The following is a 25,455-nucleotide window of genomic DNA, read 5'->3' as shown; positions in this document are numbered from 1 at the left end:
CGGCGGGTGGTGACGGTCGGTCAGCCCTCGACCGGGCTGCCACCGCCGTCACCTCGTGCGCGCAGCGCGCGGACGGTCCAGTTGAGGGCCGGGGCGAGGGGTTGCGGGGCAAGCCAGCCGTTCACGATCGCGAGAAGGTGCAGATAGCGGTCCCTGCGCGGATCGTTCATGCCGTCCAGCCGGTCGGTCAGCCGGGCGCGCAGAGCCGCGTCGTCGGGGCGGGCGGCCGTGCGCGCATAGTGGGCGGCGAGGTCGTCGACGATCCGGGCGGCCTGTGGGGAGGCCGGGTCGACGCCGTCCGCGAGAGCCGGTTCGGCCAGGGAGCGCAGAGCTTCGGCAAGGATGCGGGGCAGGCCCATGGCATCGTCGGGCGCGCGGTCGACCGCCAGGTCCTGGGCCATGCCCTGGACGCTGGTGCGGAAATCGGCGTCCTGGAACAGTTCGGCGAGTTCCACCCACGCCTCGACCTGCTCCGTGGACGGGTCGTCGGGCAGTTCCGGGGTCATCGAACGGATGACGGCCGCGAAGGCGGGGTGGGCGTGCAGACCGTCGAAGACGGTGTCGAGGAACTCGCCGATCAGACGGCTGCGTTCGTCCTCGGACAGCTTGGCCAGCCGGTGCATGAGATCCAACTCCTCGGGTGACGACCCGCGCCTGGCCACGGCGGTGAGCACCGCCCGGCGCAGGCGCAGGGTACGGATCTGTACGTCGAGTGCCTCCACGTGCGCCGCGGCGACCTCGGGCAACGCGACTTCCCGGTCCACGACTTTGCGGACGGTCGGCAGATCGAGACCCAGTTCGCGCAGGGTCCGTACGAGGTCGAGACGGGCGACGGCGTCGACTCCGTAGAACCGGTAACCGCTCGGGCTGCGGCCCGTGGGCGTGACGATCCCCGAGTCGGAGTAGAAGCGGATGGTCTTGACCGAGAGCCCGGTGCGCCGGGCCAGTTCGCCGATCGGGTAGCGGGCACAACCAGTGGGAGGGGTGGTGCTGTTCATGCGGATCAGCTTGGCGTCTCCCCCTACTGGAGACTCAAGGGGCCTCACCCGTGCCGTCTGTCCCGCCCGGGTCCCGCCCGTGTCCCGCCCGGGTCCCGCCTGCGTCCCACCCGTATCGCCGTCTATGTCTTCTATGTTCTCTATATCGTCATGAGCTTGCCCCGCTTGAGGCGGACCACTTCGTCCGACGCGTCCGCGACCTCGCGCGAGTGGGTCACCAGGATCACGCACTTGCCCTCGTCGTGCGCCAGCTTGCGGAACACCTCGATGATTCCGTCGGCGGTGTCCTGGTCGAGGCTGCCGGTGGGCTCGTCGGCGAAGAGGATGTCGACCTCGCAGGCGAGGGCGCGGGCGATGGCGACGCGCTGCTGCTGGCCGCCGGAGAGTTCCAGTGTCTTGCGGTGCCGGTCCTCCTCGTCCACGCCGAGCAGGCCGAGGAGTTCGACGGCGCGTTGCTTCCTGTTGACGCCCTTCACTCCGGTGATTTCCATCGCGGAGGTGATGTTCTGGACGGCCGTCATGTAGGTGAGCAGGTTCAACGACTGGAAGACCGTGGCCACATGGCGGTTGCGGTACCGGCCGAGACCGATGTCGGCGACGTCGGTGCCACGGAAGCGGACGCTGCCCCTGGTCGGTGAGTCGAGCCCGCTGGCGAGCGAGAGGAGGGTGGTCTTGCCGCTGCCCGAGGGGCCGATGACGGAGTACATCCGGCCCTCTTCGAAGGAGTGGTTGACGTCCTTGAGTACGGTGCGGCGGCCGGTGCCCGACGGGTAGGTACGGCTCAGGCCGGTGAGCTGGAGGATCGGAGCCGTCGTTCCGGGAACGGTCGGAGTGGTCGGAGCGGGAACGGTCGGAGCCGTCGTTCCGGGAGCGGTCGGAGTGGTCGGAGCGGTCACGTCGTTCGCCCTTCGTATCGGAGTGCTCACGTCACTCGCCCTTCGTGAGGATGTCGCGCGGGTTGAGCCGGAGGATCCGGGTGCCGGGGACGATCGTCGCCAGGGCTGCGATGCCGAGGCCGGTGAGGCCGACCCTGGTGATGTCCGCCGCGCCCAGCCGGATGTCCATCTCGTCGATCGGGGCGACCTCCGGGGTGTCCTCCTTGTTGGCACCGCCGGTGGGGTCGGACGGGTCGGGCTTGTTGGCCTCGTTCGCCGCGGACTCGTTGGCGGAGGAAACCTCGCCGGCGAGCAGCTGGTCGCCGATGGCCTGGGAGAGCAGTTGGCTCCCCGCGGCGGCGAAACCGACCGCCAGGGCCGCGCAGGCGACCACCTCGACCAGGTGCTGACCGAGCAGTCTGGGCTTCTTCTCGCCGAGCGAGAGCAGAATGCCGAGCTCCTTGCGGCGTTCGCGCATGTTCGAGGCGATGATCAGTGCGAGGATGACGGTGCCGGCGACGGCGACCAGCCAGACCGTGACGGAGGCGAAGTCGGCCGTCTTGCTGATCGGACCGACCAGGGTCTGGTACTGCTTGTCGTTGACGCTCAGCGGGAAGATCTTGAGGTCGACCCCGGCCGCCTCGGCGTCCTTCTTGAGCCGGCCCAGGTCGGCGGGGTCGCGCAGCGTGAAGGTGGCCTCCTTGACGACCCCGCCGCCTGCCTTCAGCTCCTTGCCGTCGAGGCGGGTCGCGCCGTCCGGGGTGACGTAGATCTGGTTCGAGGGGGCCGCCATCGGCGGGACGTACGAGCCGGGATCGGCGCTGCTGCTCCGGTAGATGCCACCGACGGTGAAGTCGGTCTCCTTGGTGCCCAGCCTGCCGTCGGGCTTCTGGATGTTGGCGTTCAGCTTGACCTTGTCGCCGACCTTCAGGTGGTTGTCCCTGGCCACCCGCTCTTCGATGACGACCATGTCACTCTTGCTGTCGGGCTTGATCGCGGAGCCTGAGATCAGCTTCGATTCGCCGTTGCGGAATGCCGCGACGGCGTTCAGGTCGCGAATGCCGTCGGCCTTGAAGAAGTCCACGCCACCGGTGTCCTGGCCGGCCGGCGGCGGAACCGGCTGGTGGAGCTTGACCTGATCGGTGGGGGCCGCGCCACCGTCCTTCGTGTAATTGCACTTTTCCACGACGGACGATTCGCAGACCTTGTCCACCAGCCTGCGGGGCAGGTCGGCCTCGGCGCCGATCATGCCGGCCTGTCCCCCTTCCGGCTTCTTCATCCCGCCCGAGGCGATCAGCGCGTTCAGGTCCAGCTGCATCGTGGCCACGGCGCCCACGCTCCGCTTCGCCGACTCCGCGGCGCGGGCGGCCGCCGACTGGATCAGGAAGCCGGACAGGACCAGGGTGCAGATGACGAAGAACAGGCCGACCAGCATCACTGTTTTGCCGAGATGGCCGCGCAACCGCCACCAGGCTCGTTTGAAGAGATTCATGAACGCCACGCTAGAAGGGCGGAGTTTTGCGGGGCGTTTGCGAATGGCGCCCGCGCCTGGCGTCTCATACACGGTTCAAATGCGCCGTTTGATAAGACGGATCCGGTACGCGCCCGAACGCACCTGATTCGGGCGGCTGCGTACAGGAAATCCGCGGTGAATTAATGAAAAGAAAAGGTTGTCGGGCGTGCGCGTACTGGTGGTCGAGGACGAGCAGTACATGGCGCGGGTCCTGGAGATCGGGCTGCGCCGGGAGGCCATCGCGGTCGACGTGGTGCACGACGGGGCGACGGCTCTGGAGCGGGTCGGCGTCCACGACTACGACGCGGTGGTCCTCGACCGGGACCTGCCCGGTGTGCACGGTGACGAGGTGTGCCGCCGGATCGTCGCCATGGACCTCGGTTGCCGCATCCTCATGCTGACCGCCGCGGGGCGGCTCGGCGACAAGGTCGAGGGGCTCGGCCTCGGCGCCGACGACTACCTCCCCAAACCCTTCGACTTCCCCGAACTGGTCGCCCGGCTGCGGGCCCTGTACCGCCGCAGCCCCATGGCCCACTCCCCCGTCCTCACCTTCGCCGACGTCACGTTCGACACGCACCGCCGCCGGGTCGACCGTGCGGGGACCGAGATCCGGCTCACGCCCAAGGAACTCGCCGTCCTGGAGCTCCTGATGCGTGCGGACGGCGGGGTGCTGAGCGCCGAATACCTCCTGGACAAGGCGTGGGACGCACATACGGACCCGTTCACCAACGCGGTACGCCTGGTGGTGCACACCCTGCGCAAGAAGCTCGGCGATCCCCGGCTGGTGCGGACGGCGATCAGTGCGGGCTACTACCTGGGCACCGAATGAGGTGGCTGCTCGGGCACCGGGTGAAGTGGCTGCCCGGGTTCCGGCTTCGTGCGCCGCGGCGGCGGACGCTGAGCATCCACGGTCGGCTCTTCCTCGGGTTCGGTGCCGCGCTCGGAGTGTGTGCCGCGCTGATGGTCGCGATCATCTACGTCGGGATGCGCTTCCTGCCGACGTACGACTTCAGTACGACAGTGATCGCACCCGAGGGCTCCTTCCAGCCTGGATACCCCGTGCCGTCCGCGTCCCCGTCGGCCGGGCAGTTTCCCCCCGCCACCCCTCTGACGCGCGGCAACGAGGCCGAGCCCTCTGGCTCCATCTCCACCAAGGAGGACGTCTGGAGCACCGTCCTTACGGTGTCCGTCGGCGGTGTGCTCCTGGTGATGGTGGTCGGCCTCGGCGCCGGCTGGCTCCTCTCCAAACGGTTGCTCGCGCCCCTGCACACCATCAGCGCCGCCGCGGCGGAGGCCACCGAGGGCAATCTGGGGGAACGTATCGAAGCCGAAGGCCCCGAGGACGAGCTCAAGCAACTCGCCGACACCTTCGACACGATGCTGGCCAGGCTGGAGGAGTCCTTCGCCGCACACCAGCGGTTCGCCGCGAACGCCTCGCACGAGCTGCTCACCCCGCTGGCCACCACCCGGGCCGTCCTCCAGGTCGCCGCCGCCGACCCCACGGGTGAGGAGTTCGCGGAACTCGCCCCGATGCTGCGGGAGATCAACGAGCGCAACATCAGCGTCGTACGGGCCCTGCTCGACCTGGCGGGCGCGGAGCACACCCCCTTCGACCCCGACCCGGTGGACCTCGCCGAGCTCGCGGAGCTGGCCGTCGCCGAGCGGGCCGGGCAGGCGGAGACGTACGGCATCCGCCTCGACGTGGACACCGAACCCGACTGCGACATCGACCGCGACGTGGCCGGAAATGCGACCCTGCTGCGGCAGTTGGTCCTCAATCTCCTCGACAACGCCCTCGCCCACAACGTGCCCGGGGCGGGCTCGGTCCAGCTGGCCGTCTTCCGGGAGAAGACGGTGGTCCTGGAGATCGAGAACACCGGCCCGCACGTCGACGCCGCCATGGCGGACCGTCTCTTCGAGCCCTTCTACCGGGCGCAGCCCCGGGTCCGCAGCGATCTCTCCGGCCATGGTCTGGGCCTGGCCATCGTCCGGTCGATCGTCTCGGCCCACCACGGTACGGTCACGGCCACCGCGAACCCCGGCGGCGGCCTCACCGTACGGGTCGAACTGCCCGCGCTGCGCCCGGCCGCCGGAGGCTAGCCCCACCTTGCGCGGGCCTGCTGCCCGGATGGCCCGGCGGATCTTGAACGAGCAGGCTGAACACGTCCGGAATTCCGCGAAAGGAACTCTCTGTGTTCAGCTTGAATTCGGCGCGCTCGAAGCCGGTGCGCTCGAAGCCGGTGCGTTCGAAGCCGGTGCGTTCGAAGCCGGTGCACCTGAAGTCGGTACGCCGCCGCGCCGCACGCACCACCGCCGTCGGCGCCCTCGCCGTCGCGGCGTGCGCCGCCCTAATGACCGGCAGCGCCGGAGCGATCGTCAACGGGACCGATTCCACCGCGCACTACTCGTTCATGGCGACCATCCCCGAGTCGGCCCCGAGCCAGGAACTGTACGACGGTACCTGCGGGGCGTCGCTGATCGATCCGCAGTGGGTACTCACGGCGGCCCACTGCGTGCGCGGCGACGGCCTTGTGCTGGAGGGGACCGTCCGGATCGGCAGCAACCACCGGAAGTCCGGAGGCACCGTCCGTAACATCGAGCGGTTCTTCGTCCACCCCGGTTACGTGAACGGCGAGGGCAAGGCCGCCAACAAGGACGACGTCGCCCTGGTCCGCCTCGACCGCCCGGTCTCCGAAAAGCCCATCCGCATCGCGGAGCGGGCCGGACGGCCCGGTACCCCCACCCGGATCCTGGGATTCGGCACCACCCTCGACACCGAGCTGAAGTTCGCTGAGCGGTTGCAGGAGCTCGACACGCGCAGGGGTGCCGTCACCGAGTGCGCCCCGGGCTTCGCGGACCGGACGCGGCTCTGCACGATCAGCCGCGTCCCTGGGGCCATGGCGTGCTTCGGTGACTCCGGCGGACCGCAGCTCCAGAAGGGCAGGCACGGGCGGTGGGAACTCGTCGGAGCCACTTCGGGCCCCGGCGCCCCGAAGGTCGCGTGCTCGGCCGGACCCGGCCTCTACAGCGATGTGCCCGCTTACGCGGACTGGATCCGAAAGACCCTCAAGCGCAACTCCTGACCCGCCCCACTCCTGACCCACTCGGCCCCTGCCCCGCTCAGCCGAAGAGCCTGCGACTGATGCCCTTCGGTACGTCGTCATTGACCGGAACGCTGTCCGGGCCCGGTATTCGGCTGCCGGGGACCCTCGTGTGCGGCGAGATCCGCTGCATCAGGTGCACGCCCTGCTCCTCGTACACCAACTGGTAACCGGAGGACCCCAACAGTGTGACGCGGTCGCGCTGTTGCTGGACGTCGGTGAACGGGAACACGCGCTTCCCGGTGCTGATGAGCACCCATTCCGCATTGCGCGGCACCCGGTCCAGGAGCATGACGTGCGTACGTCCGGTGAGGCGGGGGGCCGCGTAGTTGTCCGCCTCGACCGTGGAGCGGTCGGGTATTCTCCCGGCGGCCCTGACGAGTGCCCGGGACGGTTCGTCCGGCGTCCATTTCCGTACGCCGACGAGATCGCCGGTCCCGGCGACGAGAATTCCGGCCAGGACCGTTCCGGCCACTCCGATGAGAGAACAGCGATTCCAGCTCTCTCTCCACCTCCCGCTCCGAACCGACCGGCGCAGGAGGGAACCGGCCGTTTCGAGGGAGGCCGCGACGAGTACGGGCCACAGGAATGCGCCGTAGTGGTTCAACGCCTGCCAGTGGTTCTCGTTGTCCGAGAAGAGGCGTTCGGCGAGGAGCGGGAGAGCACACAGGACGAGCGGTGAACCCAGCGGCAGGAACAGCAGACTGCCGAATGTCCACAGGAGGAGAGAGGACTTCGTTACGGGAGTGAGCGCGACGCCAAGGGTGTCGAGGGGATGGAGGACGACGAAACGGAACGCTTCCGCGGGGCCGGCCCCGAGCCGGCTGTACTGCCAATAGAATCCGGGACTTCCGCCCATCGCGGGGACTGCCACCGATACGGCCAGCAGCGAGGCCAGGAATCCGGCGAGGAAGAGTACGAGGCCCGCGCGAAAGCCCGTACCGTCGCCGGATTTCCGCGCGCGGGCGGCCACGATCGCCCCGAAGATTCCCGCGACGATCCCCAGGTCCTCCTTGGTGAGGCAGAGCAGGGCTCCCGCCCAGAGCATGTGGTGGTACGCACGTGCCCTTGCGCGCTCGAAGAGCAGCAGGAACAGCGGTACGGCAAAGGCCACTTCGTGGAATCCGGCTCGGGCGGCGAAAAGCAGTGGCGCGCCGAGGGCGTAGACGAGGCAGGCCGCCCAGGTGAACCGGTGGGCGAGGCGCGGGGAGAGCAGCGGGGCCGCTTCCGCCCTGGCCAGCCGGGCGACCAGCGGAACGCCCAGGGCGAAGAGCACCGCCTGTACGAGGAGAAGGACTCTCGGGTCGTCCCACAGCCAGTAGAAGGGGGCGGCGAGCGCGATGAGCGGGGAGAAATGGTCGCCCAGGAGGGAGAATTCCGGCGGGTATTCATGGTGCACGTTCTTGATCGGGGAGCGTGGCAATTCGAATCGTGCGTAGGCGCGCATCGCCTGGTCGAAGAGGCCGAAGTCGAATCCGCCGAGCGTCAGCCGCTCGTACTGCTGGAGCGACAGGGCCAGTCCCACGGCGAGACAGAGGAGGGTGAGGGCGAGGGACGTCCCTCTTCTGCCCGTTCCGCGCCGCTGCTTCGTACGCTCCGAACGGCCCGCCCCTTCGAAACCGTCGACGCTTCCGACACCTTCAATGCCGCCAATGCCGGGCCTCGCACCCAACTCCCCCGTACGCAAATGCCGTTCTACGGATATTTCCCCCACGCTGTTTCCCGCCCCCAGCTTTCCGCGCTGCCCGAAAGGCGGAGAATACCTGCCGTCGCCACGAACGAGTGAGGGTGTAGTTGGCCACCCCCCGGATCGGGGGGCTGGCCCCACACCCCATGCGCCTGCTGACCGGATGGGCCGGTGGATCTTGAACACGCAGGCTGGAGGCGTCCGGTTGTCCGGTGCAATCGGCACGTTGCCCAAGGAGGGCCTTCATGACCGTCTCCTCGTCGTTCAAGCCGAAGCGGGGTCTCATCGCGGTGGCCACCCTGGCCGCCGCCCTGGCCGTGGGCAGCACACTGCCCGCGTCGGCCACGCCCACTCCGGCTTCCGACGCAGAAGTCGCCGCCCACTCGTCCACACCCACGTCCACGCCGCAGAAGGCCTCCGACGCGCGTGAGAACGCCGCCCTGCGCAAGGGCCTGAACCGTCTCGTGACGGACGACAGGTTCCCCGCCGCCCTGGCCGCCACCACCGACCGCGACGGCCGTACCCGTAACTACGCGGCCGGAGTCGCCGACTTGAAGACCGGGGCGAAGGTCCCGGTCGACGGACAGGTGCGGGCGGGGAGCAACACCAAGACGTTCACGGCCGCCGTCGTCCTGCAACTGGTCGGCGAGGGCAAGGTCGACCTCGACGCCCCCATCGAGAAGTACCTGCCGAAGCTGGTGCGCGGCGAGGGCATCGACGGCCGCAAGATATCGGTCCGTCAGCTCCTCAACCACACCAGCGGGCTGCCCAACTACACCGAGTTCATGCTGAAGGACCTGCTCGGCTCCCCCCACACCTACTACCAGCCGCGCGCCCTCCTCGACGTCGCCCTGGAGCACAAGGCGCAGTTCGCTCCCGGCACCAGCTGGGCGTACAGCAACACCAACTACGTACTCGCGGGCCTGCTCATCGAGAAGGTCACCGGCCGCCCGCTGGACGAGCAGATCACCCGCCGCGTCATCGAGCCCCTCGGACTGAAGAAGACCTACTTCCCGGCCGCGGGCGAGGAGCGCATCCGCGGCGTGCACCCCAAGGCGTACTTCTCGCCGAAGCCCGGGGCGCCGCTGGAGGACATCACCGAGCTGGACCCCTCCTGGGGCTGGGCCGCCGGACAAATCGTCTCCACGCCGAGCGACCTGAACCGCTTCTTCAGGGCCCTGTTCGACGGCAAGCTCCTCAAGCCCGCGCAGGTGGCCCAGCTGCGCACCACCGTCAAGGTGCCCGACGAGTGGGGCACGCCCGGGAGCCGGTACGGGCTCGGCGTGACGAGTGTCCCGCTGAGCTGCGGCGGCCGGATGTGGGGCCACGGTGGTGACATCCCCGGCCACGCCACCCGTACCGGCGTCACCGACGACGGCCGCGCGGTCGCGATCGCCGCCACCGCGAACCAGCCGCTCACCGCGCAGGGCCTGGAGAACACACAGACACTGCTGGACACCGCCTTCTGCAAGAAGTAGGCACTGCTCTCCCCACCGCGCTCCCCACAGCCAGGGCCCTCGGGAAGTTTCCCGGGGGCCCTGGCGCGGTGCTGTCCCGGTGCTGGCGCGGTGCTGTCCCGGTGCTGGCGCGGTACAGCGTTCGAAAATCAGTGGCACAGCGCCGCTGCGTGCCCCTACCGTGCTGCCGAACCAATTCGGCCAGGCAAGGACGCCCCGTTGTACACCGTGTGAAACCACCCAAGCGCTGAACCGTCGCGCGTCGCACCCTGTGCGCCGCGCTCCTTCGTGCTGCGTAGTTCTCACTGAAACCGGTGTACTTCTGTGCTCAACAACTGGGTCGTCATGCCCACTTGCCTGCCACTCGTTCTCCGCCGTTGCCACACGTGCGCGTCCGAGAGCTTCCGGGCGAACGGCAAATTTCGCGTCAACGCCCACCACAAGCTCCTCGACGCCTGGCTCCTCGTGCTCTGCACCACTTGCGGGGACACGGCGAAGCTCTCGGTCCTGGAGCGGGTGCACGTCCGTTCCGTACGGCCTGAGCTGCTGGACCGGATGCACGACAACGACCCCGGTCTGGCAGCCGAGTTGCTCCAGGATCCGGTCGTACGGCGCCGCAACCGCATCGCCCTCGACTGGGACAACGCCTGGCGCCTCGACACCGGCGGATCGGATCAGAGCTCGGGGAAGACCGACGTCTCGGTCCGCTTCGCGGCGCGGATTCCGGTCCGGCCGGTGCGGCTGATCGCTGAAGGCTTCGGTCTTTCACGGGCCGAGGTCGAGAGGCTGATCACGGAGGGGAAGCTCGTTTCGGCAGTCCGGCTGAGCGGCAAACTCTCCGGCGACTTCACGTTCCTGCTCAAGCGCTGAGCCCTCCCGGGGCCAGGGCCTGCCCGGCAAGACCCGCCGGGCAGGCCCTGGGCGGAGGCGTCGTCCGTGTCCGTACCGTCCGTGTCCGTACCGTCCGTGTCCGTACCGGGCCTGGGGAGACGAACCGCGCGCCGTCGGCGGCGAGCGCGCGCGGTCAGAACCAGTGCAGGCAGTGCGGGGAGCGCTCGGCACGGAAGAGGGCGTCGGCGAGGGCGGCCGCGTCCGGGCGGTGTGCCCTGATGTGTCCGGCACGCACGAGCGTGCTGGGGGCGGTGCCACCGAGGTAGACCGAGCCCAGGTCGCGCACGTCCAGGGACAGGTCGGGCGCCCGGTCCGTCGGTACGCATTCGGCCTTGCCGTCCCGGACGGTCAGCAGGTAGCGGCCGCGCTCGCCGAGGAACGGGTCGTCCACGTCGAGGACGAGCTCACCGTCCATGAACCAGCCGCGCGAGGTCAGCGCACGCGGGACGTCCAGCAGCCGCACCCAGAGCCAGTCCGTGTCACCGCTCACCTCGCCGGCGCGGAAGTCCGCGAACTGCCAGCGCAGCGGGTGCTCGGGCGGGACGTGCTTGAACACGACCTGAGAGACCAGGTCGTGTCCGAGTACGAACCGGGCCAGGGCCGTGAAGACGGCGTCGTCGACGGCAATGGTCTCGTCGACCGTCAAGGTCTGGGGGTCGCCGACCGAGTAGCTGGCGTACCCGTCCGGGACGCCGTCGGCGTCACGGTGGACGGCGACGTAGCGCGGCGCCGGAGAGACCGGGGGCTGCCCCGCGCCCAGGGCCCACCAGCGGTGCGGCCGGGACAGCGCGCCGGGCTGTGCGCGGCGGTACCGGTCGTAGACCTCTTCCAGGATCTCGCCGCACTCGGCACGCCGAAGCACCTCGACCGAGCCGTTGTCCAGCCCGTTGTCCGGGCCGTTCGCGGGTACGTCGGCCACGCCGCGTGCCCGGGGAGCGGCGAGGGCGGCCTCGTGGCGCGGCACCGTCAGCCGCGCCGTATAGGTCGCGGGTCCGTAGCCGAATCTGCCGTAGATCGGGGCCTCGGAGGCCAGCAGCACGGAGAGGAACTCCCCGCGGGCCCGCAGCTCGGCGAGCTGATGCCGCATCATCGCGCTGAGCACACCCTGGCGCCGGTACGAGGGCAGGACGCCGACGGCAGTCACCCCGGCGGCAGGGACGAGGGTCTCACCGGGCAGGGTGAGCTCGAAGGAGTGCACGGCGGCGGTGCCGACGGGCCTCCCGTCCGCCGTCATGGCGAGCAGACCGCGGTCCATTTCGAGCGCCGACCACCAGAGCCCGCCGCCCTCGATGGGGGTTTCCGGGAAACGCCCGAACGCGGCATGGACGGTGTCGACGAAGACGTCAAGGTCCTCATCGGCCGTGGAACGAATCTCCATCACTACTGCCGCCTCCTCGAAATACCGACACCACGCCTCGTAGTGACTGGCCACAGTGCAGCGCTGACCCGTGGCCAGAGCAAGCGAATTTCGGCCCGCAGGCAGGCCACCACCCTCAGATCCCGCAGGCAGGCCACCACCCTCAGATGTCGAAAGGTTCGGGTTCTGCAGCGGTGAGGGGGTCGCCCCGACCGGCCTCGGTCGCGTCGCTCAGCCCGCCCGCAGCGCGTCCACCGCGAACCGCGCCGCCGTTCCGATCACCGCGTCCGCCGGGGGCAGCGTCGCTGCCGTACTGGCGGCGCGGGTGAAGACGGCGACGGCGTAGCGGCCCCCGTCCGGGTACTCGATGACGCCGACCTCGTTGCGCACGGTCGGGAGGCTGCCCGTCTTGCCTGCCACGTGTACGTCGTCGAAGGGGAAGCCGGATGCCATCCGGTGCGGCCACACCTGAAGGCCGAGGAGGCGGCGCATCGCGGCCCCGTGTTCCGGAGTGCTCGCCTCGTCGCGCCAGAGCGCGGCCAGGAGACGGGTCATGTCGCGGGGTGTGCTGCGGTTGGTACGGGCCGGGTCGAGGGCGCGCAGCCGCTGGGTGACGTACGGGTCGGCCAGCGCCTGCACCCCGTCCGGGCCCGCGTCCTCCCGTACGGTGGCGAGGAGTTGGCCGAAGGTGTGCACGGCGTGGGTGTGCCGGAGGCCGAGGCGGTCGGTGGTCCGGTTGACGGCGTCCAGACCCACGCGCCGCAGGAGTGCGTCGGCGGAGGTGTTGTCGCTCACCGACATCATCAGATACGCGAGGTCGCGCACCGACATGCGGACGGGGTCGAGCATCGCGGCGAGCCCGGTGGGGCCCGGCACCCGGTCGGCCGGGGCGCACTCGATCGGCTCGGTGAGCGCCAGCTCCCCCGCCGCGGCGAGGTCGTGGAGGGCGACGAGGAGGCAGAGTTTGTGCACGCTGGCGGTGACGACGGGGTGGTCGGCGCCCGCGTCGACCTCCGTACCGGAGTCGATGTCGAGGGCGTGCAGCCAGCCGGTGACACCCGCCTCGGCGAAGGCGGCCTCGATGCGGCGCCGATGAGGAGTGGTGCTCACAGGGAAGTCTCCGTAGTCGTCGTCACGGCGGCCGTGGTCACGTCATGCCTCGTTACGGCAGTCCTCGTTACGGCAGTCCTCGTCACGGCGGCCGTGGTTGCGGCGGTCGCCGTCCCAGGGGCTGTGGTTGCAGCGGGCGCCGTCACAGGGGCCACCTTCACACCGGTCACCTTCATAGCCAGTACTCCGCCGCCGGTCGCAGATGCAGCGGACGCGCCGGCAGGTCCGCACTCACGGTCTCGCTGCGGCGCAGCGCCCGCGTCGCCACGTCGGCGAACGTCGCGACCGCCTTGTCGCTGCGCCCCCGCGGCCAGGCGACCGAGTGCCGCCAGGCGAGCGGAGAACCGGCCAGCGGGCGCCACACCAACGCCCCCTCCCCGTCCGGACCTTGAGCAGGGGCGACGTCCTTCGGGCTGAAGGCGACGGCCTTCGCCGCCATGATCAGGCCGTGCACGAAGGTGACGCCCTGCCCGTGCCGCACGGTGGGCGGGGTGTAGCCGTTGCGCGCGCAGGTCGTCAGCAGGTCGTCGAAGAGGGCCGGTGCGTCGGCCCGGTGGAACATGACCAGGTCGTAGCCGCCGAGCGCCGACAGTGGGACCTCATCCAGCGCCGCCGCCGGTGCGTCGCGGGGCAGCAGCACGCCAAGTTCGCGGCGGAGGACCGGGCCCAGCTCAAGGCCGGAGACGTCGCAAGGGTGATGGATGAGCCCGACGTCCAGATCGTGCGTGCCGAACTGGGCGAGTTGCTGGGTGGTGGACACCTCGTGGAGTTCGAGTTCGACGTCCGCGTGGCTCTCGCGGAAGCCCGCGAGGATCGCGGCCAAGGTCTCACCCGCGATGTCGGGCGGCAGCGCCGCCCGCAACAGTCCACTCTCGCCGTCCCTGACCCGGCGGGCGGTGGCCCTCAGCGCCTCGGAGCGGGCGAGCAGTTCGCGGGCATCGTCGAGGAGCAGCGTCCCCGCCCGGGTGATCGTCACCTGCCTGCTGGTGCGCTCGAAGAGCCGGACCCCCAGCTCGCGCTCCAGCCGCTGGACGCGCTGCGAGAGGGGCGGCTGGGCCATGCCCAGGCGGATGGCCGCCCGCCCGAAGTGTGACTCTTCTGCAACAGCCACGAAGCACTCCAGGTGCCGGATCAGGTCCACAGCCAGCAATGATATCGCAGTTGCATCAATCCCTGATCAATATCCATCTTGGACATGCGGGGCAAGGTGCTGGTCTCCTCCCCTCATGGCCTCCCTCTCTCGCTCACGAAGCAGGCACACCTCAAGCAGGTCCACGGCAAGCGGGCACACGGCAACCAGGCACGCGGCGTCGGCCACTCTGACCGCACTGCTCGCCCTGTCCCTCGCGGGCTGCGGCAGTACGCCACCGGAGCGGCCCGCCCCCGGCGGCGCCGCCCCGAGCCACTCCGCCGCTCCCGCCTCCGACACCCACGAGCGCCTCCGCGTCGGCGCCGCCACCCGTTCGTACCTCCTGCACCGCCCCGGTGGGGACAGGCAGGACCGCCCCCGCCCCCTCCTCCTCGCGTTCCACGGCCGCGGCGAGACCGCCGAGGACATGCGGGAGCGGGGCCGCCTCGACAAGGCGGCGGGCGCGCGCGGAATGCTCGTCGCGCACCTCGAAGCCGTACGCAAGATGTGGAGCGCCGACACCACCCCCACTCCGCAACGGCCCGACCCGAACGTGGACATCCACTTCGCCGAGAAGCTGATCTCCACGCTCGTACGAGGCGGCGAGGCCGATCCGAAGCGGGTGTACGCGGTCGGCTTCTCCAACGGCGGCTCAATGGCGCTGCGGCTCGCGGCGCAGCGACCCGGAACGGTCGCCGGGGCGGCCTCCGTCTCCGGCCAACTGGCGGCCGGACCCGCGAGGACGGGACCGTCGGGCCCCGTCTCCGTGATGATCGTTTACGGAGCGGACGACCGGGTCCGCCCCATGGCGGGCGTACCGAACCCGCCCCCGCCCGCGGCGGGCCAGGAGCCCATGACCGCGACCGTGTCGACGCGGGCCGGCGCCGAGGCGTTCGCGCGGGCGGCCGGGACGAAGCCGCCCGTCACGGAGAAGCGGCCGGGTTACGACCGCATCCGGTGGGCTCCCGGAGCACCGGGCAAGGCCCCCGTGGAACTCCTCGTCATGCACGACGCCGGCCACACCTGGCCCGGCTCGACCGTCCCCCCGCCGCCCCGCTTCGGCCGTACCAGCACCTCTCTGAACGCGACGAACACCGTCCTCGACTTCCTCACCGGAATCGGAACCAAAGCCGGCGCCGGCACCAAAGCCAAAACCAGCCCCGAGTCCGAAACCGGAACCCCATGAACAAGCCCCTCCGCCACATAGCCGTCTTCTGCGGAGTGCTGGTGACGGCTCTCCTCGCCCGGGTGACCTGGATCCAGTTCCACCAGGGGGAGAGCCTCGCCGAGCACCCCGACAACCGCCGCGTGGCCCTCAAGAACTTCGCGCAGCCGCGCGGCGACATCATCGTCGGCGGCAAGCCGATCACCGGCTCCGTCGCGACGTCCGGCTCGGACCTCAAGTACAAGCGGGTCTTCCAGGACGGTCCGATGTACGCCCCCGTCACCGGCTACTTCTCCCAGGCCCAGGGGTCGACCTTCCTGGAGGGCGTGCACAACGACGTGCTCTCCGGCAAGGACAGCCGCCTCCTTTCCGGCCCGCTCGCCCCGCTGACCGGCAAGAGCCCGGACGGCGGTGATGTGCTCACGACCATCAACCCCGCCGCGCAGAAGGCCGCGTACAAGGGGCTGACCGATCTGAAGGCCACAGGTGCGGTGGTCGCGCTCGACCCCCGCACCGGCAGGATCCTCGCGATGGCGAGCACGCCCTCGTACGATCCGTCCCTCTTCGCGGGGATCTCCCACGAGGAGGGCCGGGAGTTCCGGAAGCTGGCCGAGGACAAGCGCAAGCCGCTCAGCAACAGGGCGATCCGGGAGACCTATCCGCCCGGCTCCACCTTCAAGATCCTCACGGCGGCAGCGGCCATCGAACACGGCACGGTGACGGACATCGACGCCACCTCCCACGCCCCCGCTCCCTACCGCCTCCCCCTCAGCACCACCGAGATCGGCAACGTCGTCCCCGACTCCCAGTGCGACAAGGTCTCGATGCGGACCGGCATGCAGTGGTCCTGCAACAACGTCTTCCTGGACGCGGCGCTGCGCACCGGGAAAGACAGGATGCGGGAGACGGCGGAGAAATTCGGCTTCAACAAGGAGCAGTTCACGCCGGTACGCACCGCCGCGAGCGGCTACCCGAGCGCACTGGACCAGCCGCAGACCGCACTGACCGGCATGGGCCAGGGCAGCGTGGCGACGACGCCGCTCCAGATGGCGATGGTGACGGCGGGCCTCGCCAACGACGGCAAGGTGATGAAGCCGTACCTGGTCGACGAGTTGCGCGGCGCCGACCAGTCGACGCTGGAGAAGAACGAGCCCGAGGTCCTCCACCAGGCGGTCTCCGCCGCCACCGCGAAGAAGGTGCAGGAAATGATGGAGTACACGGTCACCGACGGCACCGGCAGCAAGGTCGCCGTCGACGGAGTCACGGTGGGCGGCAAGCCGGGCACGGCACAGCACGGCGCGAATGTGCGCGACGAGCGCCCGTACGCATGGTTCGTGTCGTACGCGAAGCAGCCGGACGGCACATCTCCGGTGGCGGTCGCGGTGCTGGTCGACCCGGAGGACATGGACATCTCCCGGGCGGACATCGCGGGCGGCCGGCTGGGCGCGCCGATCGCGAAGGCGGTGATGGAGGCGGTGCTGGAGAGGTAGACGGGGAGACCCGTACCAGCACCTTCTACCGCCCACCGCCTACCGCCTACCGCCTACCGCCTACCGCCTACCGCCTACCGCCTACGGTGACGGCCGCGCCTGTACGTACGCCGTGGGCGGCACCCCGATCCGGGTGGTGAAGTCGCGGACGAGGTGAGCCTGGTCGCTGTGGCCGAGTTCGGCGGCCAGGCCCACCTCGTCGACGCGGCCTCCGGCGGCCCGAGAACCGCCGAAGGTGTGGCGGAAAAGCCGGGGTACACCTCGGGGAGAGGCACCCGCCGGCCGGTCAGCTCCGACACCGGCCGGCCCGGCAGGAACGGCCGGAAGCCCCCCGGCCGGGTGTCGCGGCGTGGCTGGCCCTGGCATGGGGCCGGTCCTATGCCGCGTTTCTTCAAGCCGCCGGGGGCCTGGCGCCTCTACCGTCAGACGCATGACCGCCAAAATCAGTGATCTGCTCGCAGTGGCCGCCGCACATGCGGAACCCGTGGTGCGTGGCGTGGACGACGGACAGCTCGGCGCGCGCACACCGTGCGCCGACTACGCCGTACGGGACCTGCTCAACCACCTGTTCCATGTCGTGGTCGGCTTCCAGTCGCTCGCAGCCGGAAAGGAGGCGGACTTCTCCACCACACCGGACTACCTGAAAGGGAACTGGCGCGACCGCTTCACCGCGGAGACCGCACTGCTCGTCACGGCATGGGCGGCGCCCGGCGCCGACGAGGGCACCAAGGGAAGCATGAACCTGCCCGCCCGTACGGTCGGCTCGATGGCGCTCCTCGACCTGACCGTGCACGCCTGGGACCTCGCCCGCGCGACCGGCCAGGACTTCACGCCGGACGAGGAGGGCGTCCGTGCGCTCGGCGAGCTGGTGACGCAGATGGGCCCGACGGCCAGGCAGATGAACGTGTTCGCCGATCCGTACCCGGCGGCGGAGGGGGCGACGCCGTTCGAGGAGCTGCTGGCGTCGACCGGTCGGCGTCCGAGCTGGGGACCAGCTCATCTCTGACCAGGCCCTCGTGAGCCGGAGCTCTCGTTAGTGCCGCGCGCCCATGCACGCCAAAGCCCTCGTGCGCCGCGCGCCGAGGGCTTCGTACAGCGAAATGTACTTACTTGTCCTTCTCGGTCTTCATCTCCTTGATCCGCACCGTCTCCTTGCGGACCTCGGCCTGCGTGGCGCGCTCCTTCTGGAGCCACTCGGGGTTCTCGTCCTTGAGCGCGTCGATCTGCTCGGTGGTGAGCGCCTCGGTGACTCCGCCGCGGGCGAGGCCGGAGATGGAGATGCCGAGCTTGTTCGCGACGACCGGGCGGGGGTGCGGGCCGTTGGCGCGCAGGTCCTGGAGCCACTGGGGCGGCTCGGTCTGCAGCACGTTCAGCTCGGTGCGCGAGACGACACCCTCCTGGAACTCGGCGGGGGTGGCCTCAAGGTAGACACCCAGCTTCTTCGCCGCGGTGGCGGGCTTCATGGTCTGGGTGCTCTGGTGCGACGTCATGGACTCAAGGGTATCGAGCATGTGCGCTACCGCTGACCACGGCCGGTAACCTGGCCCCCGTGACAGGCTCGGAAGCACCCTCCTCCCCCACCTCCGCGACGGCCCCCGCGCCGTCGTTCAAGCTCGCGTACGTCCCGGGCGTGACGCCCACCAAGTGGGTGCGGATCTGGCACGAGCGGCTGCCGTACATTCCGCTGACGCTGGTGGCGGCGGGCCCGGCCGAGGTGTTCGACGTGCTGCGCGGCAAAACGGCTGACGCCGGTTTCGTACGGCTGCCCGTGGACCGTACGGACCTCAGCGCGATCCCCCTCTACACCGAGACCACGGTCGTCGTGATCCCCAAGGATCACGTGATCGCGGCGGTCGAGGAGATCACAGTGGAGGACCTCGCGGACGAGCTGGTTCTGCACCCCCTCGACGACACCCTCGACTGGGAGCAGCTCCCGGGCCGGGCCGCGAACGAGCGTCCCGCGACCACCGAGGACGCGATCGAACTGGTCGCGGCGGGCGTCGGCGTGCTCGTCGTGCCGCAGTCCCTCGCCCGCCTGCACCACCGCAAGGACCTGACGTACCGGACGGTCACGGGCACCCCCGAGTCGCGTGTCGCACTGTCGTGGCCGCAGACCGACTCGGGCGAGCCGCCCGAACTGGTCGAGCACTTCATCGGGATCGTACGAGGCCGGACGGTCAACAGCACCCGCGGCCCGGCCCTCCCCCCAACCGGCCAGGTCAAGGACAAGCGCACCGCAGGCAAGGGTTCCGCAGGCAAGGGTTCCGCGAAGGGCGGGGCGAAGGGCGGGGCACGGAAGCCCGCGCCCAAGCCGGCCCGGGGCGGTGGCAAGCCCACTGCCAAGGGCGGCAAGGGAAGCAAGGGCGGCACCGCCAAGCGCGGCCGCAGGTAGCCACGGCGGTCAGCCTCAGCGAGACGACGGTGGTGCGGTGGGCTGTCCAGGAGACGAACGAGCGCGTCGCCTGCTTCCCGGGTGAGGGGCCCCGTCCGCTCCAGGCCCACGTGCTGGGCGAGCGTGCCGATGTGGACCCGTACCGCCGCTTCCAAAAGGGTGGCGTACGTATCGGCGGCGGCCGATCGCGGCCAGGGTCACGGCGAGCGGTGCGGGGGGCCACCACCAGACGGCGAGCGGAAGGTAGAGCAGCGCCCACGCGCCGAGCGTCCAGACGTGCGGACGCCGCGTGCAGGCGGTCGCCGCTCCAGGTGGGGCGGGCCGGGTACGCGACGGCCACGCGGTGCATCGCGCGCAGGGCCGCCCTGCGCGGGCGGGGCCGGATCGGGGCGCGTACCGCGCAGCCGCAGCGTTTCCGCGTCGCGGTGGCGCATCTCCTGGTAGCGGTCCGACCTCACCGTCCACCGGCGTCGACGGCGCGCGGTGAGCCCCGCGGCGGCCTGCCGCAGCGGTACGGGCCAGGCGTCCCACGCGGCGGCGAGGTGCAATCGTTCGACGAGCGAGGACAGCAGGCTGACCTCGACACCGACCTCAGCACCGACCTTTTGCGGCCCACGCCCTCCACCACGCGGTACGCACCCTGCGCGACGGCGACGACCTGCCCGGCACCTTCGACCGGACCGGAGCCCCGACGTGGTGGGCGGCCTACCTGCACGCGGGGGCATAACTGCACGCGGGATCGCAAGAGGGCTCACATCCCGCAATCACGCCCCGGAATCACGCCCCCCACCTGAATCAGTGCATGGGTCCCGCTCGTCCGCCACCCCTCCCCGCCCCTCGCCGCCAACCGCTCCTCGGCACCCTCCGCCAGCCCCACCAGTACGTCCGACTTCAGTGTGCGCAGCGCGGCCACCGGGCCGGGGAAGTACGCGGTGCGGTCCGCGAACGGGGTCGTCGCGGGCCACATCCGGTCGCCGACCAGGCGCCGGTAGTTCAGGTCGCCCTTCATGAGCGTCACGGTGGCTTCGGCGAAGTCCTGCCGCAGGTCGTCGGGCATGTCCTGGTACGGCAGCGGCGCACAGGAGAAGGGGTGCGCCCGCACGTCGATCCGGCCGCTCGCCATGTCGTCCCACAGCCGCCGACCGGCCTCGCCCGCCGCCCCGCCGGCTCCCTTCAGGTGCCGCAGGCAGTCCACGACGTCGGCGGTCGTCGCGTCGGAGACGAAGTAGGGGTACGACTTGACGTGCAGGACGATGCGTTCGGCGTGGCCGTACCGCAGGAAGTGGTCGACGAGGAGGAGGTCGGGGAGCAGTTCGCGGCCTGCGTTGTCGGCGACGAGACAGACCGTACGGGCGGGCGGCGCCCCGGTCCCGGCGGGCAGTGCGGGCAGCACAGGCGCCACGGGCAGGGCGGGCAGCAGCGCCCAGAGTGCTGCGGAGTCGTCCGCCACGAGCGCTTCGTCGGTACGTTGCCCGGCCGCGCCCGCACCCATCAGGAAGCCCAGGTCCGCCCGGTTTCCCCAGAGCGAGCCGAGCAGCAGCGCCCTCGCCCGTTCCGCCTGCGGCTTCGACTCAAGCTGCTCCACTGCGGCCAACTCCCCTTCCGTCTCCGGGGTGCCGAGTTCCGCGCGCTTGAAAGGGCCGAACGGGTCGACACCCTGCCAGGGCCCCGCCCCGAAGTATCCGACAGCCCCCAGCAGCCGCCGGTAGAAGTAGCTCTCCGTCCACAGGAACGGCGCATCGAACCACAACCGTCCCAGATGCCCCTTCCCCCACACCTCCCACTGCTCCCGGTCCCGGTCGTCCCCGGGCGGGGGCGGCGCGATCACGCCGTGAGCCGTCTCCTCAAGGAGCGCGTCGAGCGCCCGATGCTGGGCAGGCCCGTACGGAAACGCCTTGCGCACCCGCTCGATGAGCGCGGGGTGCCGCTCGGCGAGCACGCTCCTGGCGAAGGATCCGGGCTCGTCGCACCGGATGACGGGTGCCTCGGCAGGACCCTCGGCAGGATCGGAACCGGAACCGGAAGCACCGGAAGCACCGGCAAGACCTGGGGAATCGACCATGCCTCGATTCTGCCTGCTACGAGAACCGCTGCCCGTCCTCACCGGCACCTCACCGGCACCTCACCCGAAGGTCGCAGCCTCCAGCACCACGAACAGCCCGATGGCCGCGTTGAGCGCCGACAGGGTGGACGCCGCCGCCCCCGCCGCCGCGACGATCGCCGCCATTCCGGCCGAAGTGAGCGCGGACGGCCAGCCGTTGGCGGGCGGGACCGGGCCGAGCAGGGCCGCCACCCGCCGGGGCACCGGGCCCGCTTCGGCGAAGGCCGCGAGGCCGGGAAAGGCGGTGCTCCTGGAGGCGGGGCTCCTGGAGGCGGGGCGTGCGGCGAGGAGCGCGGCCTTGCCCACCGCGCGGGCCGTCGTACGACGGTCCCCGGTCGCCTGCGCGGCCTCCTCGTCGGCCCACCGCTCGGTGCAGTAGCCGACGGCCTTGCGGAGCGGGCGCAGCAGGGGGTTCGCGCAGCCGGCCAACTGGACGGCGAGCAGCAGCCGGTGGTGGCGTCCGGTGAGGTGGGCGCGTTCGTGGGCGAGAAGGGCGTGGCGCTCGGTGTCGGTGAGGGCCGCCATCATGCCGGTGGAGACGAGGATGCGGCCCCGCCGCCTGCCGGACGTACCGGACGTGCGGGATCCACCGGGCCTGCCGGGAAGCGCGTACGCGTACGGCTGGTCGTCGGTGAGGACCGCGACCTCGGAGGAGGTACGAAGCCCGGTCAGTACGCGATGGGCCCCGGCCCGGTAGCGGTAGTGCCGGTGGACGGTGAACGCGCAGGCCAGCAGGACCAGCGCGAGTGCGCCGATGGACACCTTCCCGGCGATCTCGTCGTACGGAACCGCCTCGCGCACCTCGGGGTCCGACCAGCTGTCGGGCAGCGGGTTGCCGGGGAGCTGTGCGGTGCCGACAACGACGAGGAGGGCGAGGCAGACGGTGTTGCAGACAGCGAGGACCGCGGCCACGGCGGTGAGGAGTCGGGCGGTGGTGCGCGGGTGGAGGTGCTGTTCGGCGAGGCGGGCCATGGGGAGAGCGGTGAGCGGAAGGATCAGCGGCAGGAAGACGAAGACACCCATCGGTCAGCGCTCCGGGCCGTCGGACGCACCGGACTCGCCGAACCCGCCCGGCTCGCTGTCACCGGACTCACCGAATCCGCTCTCACCGAGCAGATTGCGCAACAGCCGCTCGTCGTCCGGCGAAAGCGCCGACACGAAGCTGGAGAGCACGGCGTCACGGTCGTCCTCCTTGTCGAGCAGCTTGCGCATCCGCAGCGCGACCAGCCCGGCTCCGTCGGCCACCGGCGTCCACTCGAAGGACCGCCCGGAACGGGTGCGCGTCACGGCGCCCTTGTCGTACAGCCTGGTCAGGATGGTGATGACGGTGGTGTACGCCAGGCCGCCGCCGAGCCGTTCCTGCACCCACGCGGCCGTCACCGGGCCCGGCGCGGACCCGAGCACGGACAACACCTGCGTCTCCAGCTGACCCTGCCCGCGCCGCCGGTCACGCGAACGCGCGCCCTCTGCCCCGACACCATCACCCGCACCACCACCAGCACCACCAGCAGCAGCACCAGCACCAGCACCAGCGCCTCCGCCCGAACTGTCTGTCATGTCCGGCTCCCTTCCCTCCCGCCTCCCGCTGACCTTTTGTCCGGCGGGCATCGGGGCATCGTAGCTACTCGCAGCTCACAGGCATGTGCCGGGCGAAGAACGCCCGCAGCCGGCCCCGCACTGCCGGAACCGACCGCTCCGGCCGGATCGCGCCGACCATCGCGCGCCGTTCCTCCCCCGTCATCAGCCCTGCGGACTGCAGCTGCGGTACGAGGGAGGCGTAGTCGGTGAACACCCAGTGGTTCGCACCGTCGAGCCGGTGCACGGCCGTCCGGCCCTGCGGGTGGCCGTGCACCGCGGACCAGGAGCGGTCGAAGCGCGCATTGCGGAATCCGTCCGTCCCGAACAGCAGCAGGGGACGGTCCACCCCGTGCAGGGTGACCGGAAGCAGCTCCCCCGCCTCGCCGGGCCGCTCCGCAGGCCAGTCCAGACAGCCCTCCAGATTGACCGCGGCACCGATCCGCCGGTCCTCGTACAGCGCCTCGGACGCTGCGGTTCCGCCCGCCGAGTGCCCGTAGACACCCACCCGCCGCAGGTCGAGGGCCTGCCCCAGTCCGGCGGGCAGCCGCCGGCCCCCAGCATCCGAGTTCCGCCCGGTGTCCACCAGCGCCGTCAACTCGTCGAGTACGAAACGGAGATCGGCAAGCCGGGCAGCAATCATCGCCCGGAACACCTGCGGAAGTTCGGGGGTCCCCGGCAGCGAGTACTCCCGTATCGACCCGTCCGGGAACTCGACGCCGCCCGGCTCCCCGGGGTGGTCGACGGTCACCACCACGTACCCGTGGCTCGCCAGGTCCTCGGCCAGTAAGGTGCCGACGGTACGGGGATCCGCACCGCCCGGTGTGTACAGCAACACCGGACGCCGCCCCGGCAGCGCGGGCGCACCCGTGCGGGAGTGGGTCGCGGTGGCGGCCCAGTCCACCCCGCTGCCCGGCAGCCCCTTGTGCCACACCACGGGGTCGAAGGCCTCGAACGCCGCCGCCGTGCCGGGCGTCATCTGCGGCGCCACCGGATATCCGTGCACGGCACGGGCCGGGTAGAAGACCGTGACCATCAACTCCCGTACGGATCGGGCCTCGTCCCACGGGTCACGCCGCTGCCGGTCGACCAGGTGCAGATCGACGACGCCTGTCCGGTACGGCCCGGTCGGCGCGGGCAGCCGTACGGTCATGCCGCCCGCGGCCCGTGCGTGCGCGGCGCCTGCGCCGATGCCTGCACCTGCACCTGCACCTGCGCCGACCAGCAGTGTCGAGGCAGCCAGCACGGCCGAGGTGATGACGGTCCGCCGGTTCAACCCGGCGGTCTCCTCGCCGGTACCTGCCTTCTTGTGGGACATGAGCATCTCCCTCTTCCTCCACAACGTCCTGTGACGTCGCTCCTTGCGCCTTTCGACGCCGCCCCTGAATGCTGGCGCGCGACGGAGGATCGGACGAAGGTTGAGGCCCTGCCCGAAACGATGGCGCGAATCGGCGGGGCGCGCTCAGAGATCTCAGGGAGGGGAGCCGGTGACCCGGATCCATTTCACGGCCGCCGACTTCACCCAAGTCCGTTTCGCACCCCGCCCGGCCCCGATGCAGGAGCTGAACGCGGCGCTGATGACGATGTGCCGCCCCGACCAGGAGCTGCTCTTCGGCCGCTGGCGGCGACGGGTGCTCCGGTCCTTGCCGGTCACCGCCGAACCGCTGGGCGATCTGGTCCCCGCCGCCGAGGCTCCCCTCTTCCTCGACGTCTTCAGCGACACTCTGGAAAAGGGGCTGGAGACCGTACGGGCTTCGCGGCCGGAGCTGGTCCGCTCCGAGATCGAGCGGGTGTACGCGAGGAGCGCGGCCCCGGCACCGCTGTGGCTGCGGAACCTCCACCGCGGTGACGCCGACGCCTGGCAGGTCCTGCGCCGTGCCCAGCACGCGGCCTTCGACACGGTCGTACGCCCCGTGTGGGGTCTGGTGCAGGACCTGCATCACGCGGAGTTCACCCGCCATGCCGTGACCGTCGCCGAACACGGCATCGGCGCCGCGCTGGCCTCGCTCGTCCCCGGCGCCCGGTTGTGCGACGACGTCTGGGAGTTCGAAGGACCGGCGGGGGACTTCGTACTGCACGGGCGCGGTGTGCTGCTCCTGCCCACCTTCCACTGGACCGGCCGCCCCGCCGTTGCCGACCTGCCGGGCCACCCGCTGGCCGTGACCTACCCGGCGGGCCCCGGCCTGCCGCTCGCGCCGGACGGGGCGGGCCGTACGGACGACGCGTTGGCCGCGGTGCTCGGCCGGACCCGCCTCGACATCCTGTTCCGGCTCGCGGAGGAACACACCACCAGCGGCCTCGCCCGGCGGCTGGGCGTCAGCAACGCCACTGCTTCGGCCCACGCGACGGCACTGCGCGGCGCCGGGCTGATCACCTCGGTCCGCGCCGGACGGGCGGTCCTGCACCGGCGCACGCCGCTGGGAAGCCTGCTGGTTCAGCGCCGTACAGGAACTCGGGCGGCGTCCGGGTAGCCGTGGTCCCGTGTGCCCCTCTCACACCGCCTCTCGTACGGCCGGCACGTACCGCCCACGCGCATCGTGAGGAGCACATCAGGGACTCACGGACTGAGGTACTCAACATGCAGTGCACATCGCGCCGGGGCCACCGTCGTCGG

General features: G+C 70.7%; 22 protein-coding genes and 1 pseudogene. 10 read left to right on the top strand and 13 right to left on the bottom strand.

What is annotated here, in order from left to right; all coding sequences use genetic code 11:
* Nucleotides 1–20: 20 nt before the first annotated feature.
* The 3 genes from AB0D18_RS20095 to AB0D18_RS20085 form a co-directional block, all read right to left on the bottom strand.
* Nucleotides 21–998 carry a MerR family transcriptional regulator gene (locus AB0D18_RS20095; RefSeq protein WP_362419961.1) on the bottom strand — a complete coding sequence of 326 codons (978 nt, stop codon included), beginning with the start codon at nucleotides 996–998 and terminating at the stop codon, nucleotides 21–23.
* A gap of 140 nt (nucleotides 999–1,138) precedes the next feature.
* Entirely contained in the window at nucleotides 1,139–1,801 is a 663-nt protein-coding gene (locus AB0D18_RS20090) for an ABC transporter ATP-binding protein (RefSeq protein ID WP_362420123.1), read from the bottom strand.
* A 124-nt stretch (nucleotides 1,802–1,925) separates the two neighbouring features.
* A complete protein-coding gene (locus AB0D18_RS20085; RefSeq protein ID WP_362419958.1) occupies nucleotides 1,926–3,365 on the bottom strand; it encodes an ABC transporter permease in 1,440 nt (479 codons plus the stop codon).
* Between the two features lie 187 nt (nucleotides 3,366–3,552).
* Between AB0D18_RS20085 and AB0D18_RS20080 the strand changes: the two genes are divergently transcribed.
* The 3 genes from AB0D18_RS20080 (at nucleotide 3,553) to AB0D18_RS20070 (ending at nucleotide 6,469) form a co-directional block, all read left to right on the top strand.
* Complete coding sequence (locus AB0D18_RS20080; RefSeq protein WP_362419955.1) at nucleotides 3,553–4,215, top strand: response regulator transcription factor; 663 nt, start codon at nucleotides 3,553–3,555, stop codon at nucleotides 4,213–4,215.
* Entirely contained in the window at nucleotides 4,212–5,486 is a 1,275-nt protein-coding gene (locus AB0D18_RS20075) for a HAMP domain-containing sensor histidine kinase (RefSeq protein ID WP_362419952.1), read from the top strand. The genes AB0D18_RS20080 and AB0D18_RS20075 overlap by 4 nt, the downstream gene beginning before the upstream one ends.
* Nucleotides 5,487–5,578: 92 nt before the next feature.
* Nucleotides 5,579–6,469, top strand: coding sequence for a serine protease (locus tag AB0D18_RS20070; RefSeq protein WP_362419949.1), 891 nt, complete (start codon nucleotides 5,579–5,581; stop codon nucleotides 6,467–6,469).
* A 37-nt stretch (nucleotides 6,470–6,506) separates the two neighbouring features.
* Here AB0D18_RS20070 and AB0D18_RS20065 read toward each other — a convergent pair whose 3' ends face one another.
* Nucleotides 6,507–8,012 (bottom strand): DUF2079 domain-containing protein, encoded by a 1,506-nt coding sequence (locus tag AB0D18_RS20065; RefSeq protein WP_362419946.1) that lies wholly within the window; start codon nucleotides 8,010–8,012, stop codon nucleotides 6,507–6,509.
* Between the two features lie 407 nt (nucleotides 8,013–8,419).
* On the opposite strand from AB0D18_RS20065, the gene AB0D18_RS20060 reads away from it, so the two are divergent.
* Nucleotides 8,420–9,652, top strand: coding sequence for a serine hydrolase domain-containing protein (locus AB0D18_RS20060; protein ID WP_362419943.1), 1,233 nt, complete (start codon nucleotides 8,420–8,422; stop codon nucleotides 9,650–9,652).
* A 303-nt stretch (nucleotides 9,653–9,955) separates the two neighbouring features.
* Complete coding sequence (locus AB0D18_RS20055) at nucleotides 9,956–10,501, top strand: DUF1062 domain-containing protein (protein WP_362419940.1); 546 nt, start codon at nucleotides 9,956–9,958, stop codon at nucleotides 10,499–10,501.
* Between the two features lie 154 nt (nucleotides 10,502–10,655).
* On the opposite strand, the gene AB0D18_RS20050 is transcribed toward AB0D18_RS20055, so the two are convergent.
* The 3 genes from AB0D18_RS20050 to AB0D18_RS20040 all read right to left on the bottom strand — a co-directional run bounded on the left by AB0D18_RS20050 (nucleotide 10,656) and on the right by AB0D18_RS20040 (nucleotide 14,100).
* Nucleotides 10,656–11,900 carry a GNAT family N-acetyltransferase gene (locus AB0D18_RS20050; protein ID WP_362419937.1) on the bottom strand — a complete coding sequence of 415 codons (1,245 nt, stop codon included), beginning with the start codon at nucleotides 11,898–11,900 and terminating at the stop codon, nucleotides 10,656–10,658.
* Between the two features lie 210 nt (nucleotides 11,901–12,110).
* Complete coding sequence (locus AB0D18_RS20045; RefSeq protein ID WP_362419935.1) at nucleotides 12,111–12,989, bottom strand: serine hydrolase; 879 nt, start codon at nucleotides 12,987–12,989, stop codon at nucleotides 12,111–12,113.
* 172 nt (nucleotides 12,990–13,161) lie between these two features.
* Nucleotides 13,162–14,100, bottom strand: a complete 939-nt coding sequence (locus AB0D18_RS20040; RefSeq protein WP_362419932.1) for a LysR substrate-binding domain-containing protein — start codon at nucleotides 14,098–14,100, stop codon at nucleotides 13,162–13,164.
* Between the two features lie 115 nt (nucleotides 14,101–14,215).
* Between AB0D18_RS20040 and AB0D18_RS20035 the strand changes: the two genes are divergently transcribed.
* Nucleotides 14,216–15,304 (top strand): PHB depolymerase family esterase, encoded by a 1,089-nt coding sequence (locus tag AB0D18_RS20035; RefSeq protein ID WP_362419929.1) that lies wholly within the window; start codon nucleotides 14,216–14,218, stop codon nucleotides 15,302–15,304.
* Entirely contained in the window at nucleotides 15,301–16,773 is a 1,473-nt protein-coding gene (locus AB0D18_RS20030) for a penicillin-binding protein 2 (protein ID WP_362419926.1), read from the top strand. The genes AB0D18_RS20035 and AB0D18_RS20030 overlap by 4 nt, the downstream gene beginning before the upstream one ends.
* Before the next feature lie 81 nt (nucleotides 16,774–16,854).
* On the opposite strand, the pseudogene AB0D18_RS20025 reads toward AB0D18_RS20030, so the two are convergent.
* A pseudogene (locus AB0D18_RS20025) lies at nucleotides 16,855–16,977 on the bottom strand (AraC family transcriptional regulator); the annotation flags it as partial.
* A gap of 226 nt (nucleotides 16,978–17,203) precedes the next feature.
* Here AB0D18_RS20025 and AB0D18_RS20020 point away from each other — a divergent pair.
* Nucleotides 17,204–17,779 (top strand): TIGR03086 family metal-binding protein, encoded by a 576-nt coding sequence (locus tag AB0D18_RS20020; protein WP_362419923.1) that lies wholly within the window; start codon nucleotides 17,204–17,206, stop codon nucleotides 17,777–17,779.
* 100 nt (nucleotides 17,780–17,879) lie between these two features.
* Here AB0D18_RS20020 and AB0D18_RS20015 read toward each other — a convergent pair whose 3' ends face one another.
* Complete coding sequence (locus AB0D18_RS20015; RefSeq protein ID WP_362419920.1) at nucleotides 17,880–18,263, bottom strand: DUF5997 family protein; 384 nt, start codon at nucleotides 18,261–18,263, stop codon at nucleotides 17,880–17,882.
* Between the two features lie 59 nt (nucleotides 18,264–18,322).
* On the opposite strand from AB0D18_RS20015, the gene AB0D18_RS20010 reads away from it, so the two are divergent.
* Nucleotides 18,323–19,165, top strand: coding sequence for a LysR substrate-binding domain-containing protein (locus AB0D18_RS20010; protein WP_362419917.1), 843 nt, complete (start codon nucleotides 18,323–18,325; stop codon nucleotides 19,163–19,165).
* A gap of 751 nt (nucleotides 19,166–19,916) precedes the next feature.
* On the opposite strand, the gene AB0D18_RS20005 is transcribed toward AB0D18_RS20010, so the two are convergent.
* From AB0D18_RS20005 to AB0D18_RS19990, 4 genes are all read right to left on the bottom strand, one after another.
* A complete protein-coding gene (locus tag AB0D18_RS20005) occupies nucleotides 19,917–21,227 on the bottom strand; it encodes a damage-control phosphatase ARMT1 family protein (RefSeq protein ID WP_362419914.1) in 1,311 nt (436 codons plus the stop codon).
* A gap of 60 nt (nucleotides 21,228–21,287) precedes the next feature.
* Nucleotides 21,288–22,289, bottom strand: coding sequence for a M56 family metallopeptidase (locus tag AB0D18_RS20000; RefSeq protein ID WP_362419911.1), 1,002 nt, complete (start codon nucleotides 22,287–22,289; stop codon nucleotides 21,288–21,290).
* 3 nt (nucleotides 22,290–22,292) lie between these two features.
* Nucleotides 22,293–22,823, bottom strand: a complete 531-nt coding sequence (locus AB0D18_RS19995) for a BlaI/MecI/CopY family transcriptional regulator (protein WP_362419908.1) — start codon at nucleotides 22,821–22,823, stop codon at nucleotides 22,293–22,295.
* A gap of 64 nt (nucleotides 22,824–22,887) precedes the next feature.
* Nucleotides 22,888–24,159 (bottom strand): alpha/beta hydrolase, encoded by a 1,272-nt coding sequence (locus AB0D18_RS19990; protein WP_362419905.1) that lies wholly within the window; start codon nucleotides 24,157–24,159, stop codon nucleotides 22,888–22,890.
* Between the two features lie 169 nt (nucleotides 24,160–24,328).
* Between AB0D18_RS19990 and AB0D18_RS19985 the strand changes: the two genes are divergently transcribed.
* Nucleotides 24,329–25,312, top strand: coding sequence for a winged helix-turn-helix domain-containing protein (locus tag AB0D18_RS19985; RefSeq protein ID WP_362419902.1), 984 nt, complete (start codon nucleotides 24,329–24,331; stop codon nucleotides 25,310–25,312).
* Nucleotides 25,313–25,455 lie beyond the last annotated feature (143 nt).

This window comes from Streptomyces sp. NPDC048442 (assembly GCF_040651475.1).
Taxonomy (GTDB): Bacteria; Actinomycetota; Actinomycetes; order Streptomycetales; family Streptomycetaceae; genus Streptomyces.
This window is presented reverse-complemented; position numbering and strand designations above follow the sequence as displayed.